This window comes from Paratractidigestivibacter sp., assembly GCF_052362415.1.
GTDB lineage: Bacteria > Actinomycetota > Coriobacteriia > Coriobacteriales > Atopobiaceae > Paratractidigestivibacter.
In genome coordinates, this window is sequence record NZ_DAWEMK010000154.1 from 1 (window position 1) to 2,119 (window position 2,119).

Annotated in this window: 2 protein-coding genes and 1 pseudogene; 2 read left to right on the plus strand and 1 reads right to left on the minus strand. The window is 69.0% G+C overall.

What is annotated here, in order from left to right:
• Both ACT84W_RS10205 and ACT84W_RS10210 read left to right on the plus strand, forming a co-directional pair.
• Positions 1-887, plus strand: an 887-nt coding sequence (locus ACT84W_RS10205; protein ID WP_444329133.1) for a methionyl aminopeptidase, incomplete at its 5' end; no start/stop codon positions are given.
• A gap of 118 nt (positions 888-1,005) precedes the next feature.
• Positions 1,006-1,575, plus strand: a complete 570-nt coding sequence (locus tag ACT84W_RS10210; protein WP_444329134.1) for an NUDIX hydrolase — start codon at positions 1,006-1,008, stop codon at positions 1,573-1,575.
• Positions 1,576-1,621: 46 nt separating this feature from the next.
• On the opposite strand, the pseudogene ACT84W_RS10215 reads toward ACT84W_RS10210, so the two are convergent.
• A pseudogene (locus ACT84W_RS10215) lies at positions 1,622-2,119 on the minus strand (LTA synthase family protein); the annotation flags it as partial.

A 2,119-nucleotide genomic window follows, 5' to 3' on the forward strand; every position in this document is an offset into this window, starting at 1 on the left:
TAGCCATGTATGACAACGATATCGTGCCCGGCCGCAACGACCTCTGCTGGTGCGGCTCCGGAAAGAAGTACAAGAAGTGCCACGCCGCGTTCGATCAGCGGCTCGACCGCCTGGCGACCGAGGGCGAGGAGGTTATGCCTCGCGGCCTGCTCAAGACCCCCGCGGACATCGAGGGCATCAAGCGCTCCGCAGCAATCAACATCGGCGTGCTCGACATGGTCGGCGAGCGCATCGCCGCGGGCGTGACCACCGCCCAGATCGACCAGTGGATCCACGACTACACCGTCGAGCACGGCGGCATCCCCGCCGACCTCAACTACGAGGGCTACCCCAACAGCGTCTGCACCTCCATCAACGACGCCGTCTGCCACGGCATCCCCTCCGACGACGTGCTGCGCGAGGGCGACATCGTGAACATCGACTGCTCGACCATCCTCGACGGCTACTTCTCGGACTCGAGCCGCATGTTCTGCATCGGCGAGGTCTCCGACGAGCGCCGCCGCCTCGTCGACGTCACGCGCGAGTCCGTCCAGGCGGGCCTCGCCGCCGTCAAGCCCTGGGTCCACCTCGGCGACATGTCCCACGCCGTCCAGGAGTGCGTCGAGGCCGCCGGCTTCAACGTGGTCCGCGAGTTCGGCGGCCACGGCATCGGCCTCGAGTTCCACGAGGACCCCTTCGTCGGGTTCGTCGGCGAGCCAGGAGAAGGGCCCGTCCTCGTTCCGGGCATGTGCTTCACCATCGAGCCCATGGTCAACGCCGGCGCGCCGGGCATCAACATGAACGACCCCAACGGATGGACCGTGCGCACCGCCGACGGCTCGGACTCCGCGCAGTGGGAGGTCCAGCTCGTCGTGACCGACGACGGCTACGAGCTGCTGAGCTGGTAAGATACCCTCTAAGGGACGCACATCGCCCATTCCGGCGGATCGATCGCACGGGCAATGCCGCCCGCGGCAGGACCACACGCCCTGCCGCGGGCGATTTTCGTATAGCGAGAGGAGCACCATGGCGCTCATCGACGACATCGAGGCGTTCGAGCCCGGCTGCGAGCAGGAGGCCGCCGACCGCGAGCTGTTCCTGCAAAGGCTCGCCTGCGACCCCGAGGTATGGGTGCGCACCTCGCCGGCACACCTGACGACCTCCGCCTGGACGGTCGACGCGCAGGGCGAGCAGGCGCTTCTCGTCTACCACAAGATCTACGACAGCTGGAGCTGGGTGGGCGGCCACGCCGACGGCGAGCGCGACCTCGCGGCGGTCGCGCTGCGCGAGCTCGAGGAAGAGACGGGCGCCGCAGGCGGCCGCGTCGTGCCCGCGCAGACGGGCTCCCCGATCCTCTCGCTCGAGGCGCTGCCCGTCGCCGGCCACATGCGCCGCGGTGCGTGGGTGCCGTCGCACGCGCACCTGAACGTCACCTACCTCGTGGTCGCCGACCCCACGGAGCCCCTGCGCATCGCGCCCGACGAGAACGCCGGGGTCCGCTGGGCCCCGCTCGACGACGTGGCGCGCCTCTCGACCGAGCCGTGGATGTGCGAGCACGTCTACGCCAAGCTCATCGCCCGCACGCGCAGAAGGTAGGCCGGCATCAGCCCAGCGCGCCCCGCGCCCCGTCTCGCCCCGCGCCCTACCTCGCCACGGGGTCGACGTTCGGCTCGTCCTGCAGCTGGGAGCTGTAGATCCCCTGCCCATCGCTGAACAGGTCATAGAACTGCATCGTCGCGAAGTCGGCGCGCGCCTGGTCAGTCGCATCGATGCCGCAGTCGACGTTGGGCAAGAACCATCCGCCCGCCGCGTCCTCGTAGCACGCCGCGCTGATCTCCGGGAGGGCGCGCCGCAGCTCGATGTGCGCCTTCTGGAAAGAAGTGAGCGGCGCGCCGATGAGCTGCGCTACCTCCGAGGCCAAAAAGCTCGCGGAGACGTCGTCCACCTCGCTGACCTGGTCGCACCCCGCGATGTCGTAGTTGGCCCACACGACGTAGTCGGTCTGGTAGACGCGCCGCGCGTGCTCGGCGGCGTCCTCGCCCGGATACCACAGGTCGTTGTACCCCTGCGTCAAGTACGGCTGATGGTCGCCGAAGAACACGAGGACCACCGGCCGGTCGAGCACGCGGAGCCGCTCGAT

What these genes read in the sequence shown, in the direction of transcription:
- ACT84W_RS10210 (WP_444329134.1), top strand. Translation starts at nt 1,006, where the DNA reads ATGGCGCTCATCGACGACATCGAGGCGTTCGAGCCCGGCTGCGAGCAG.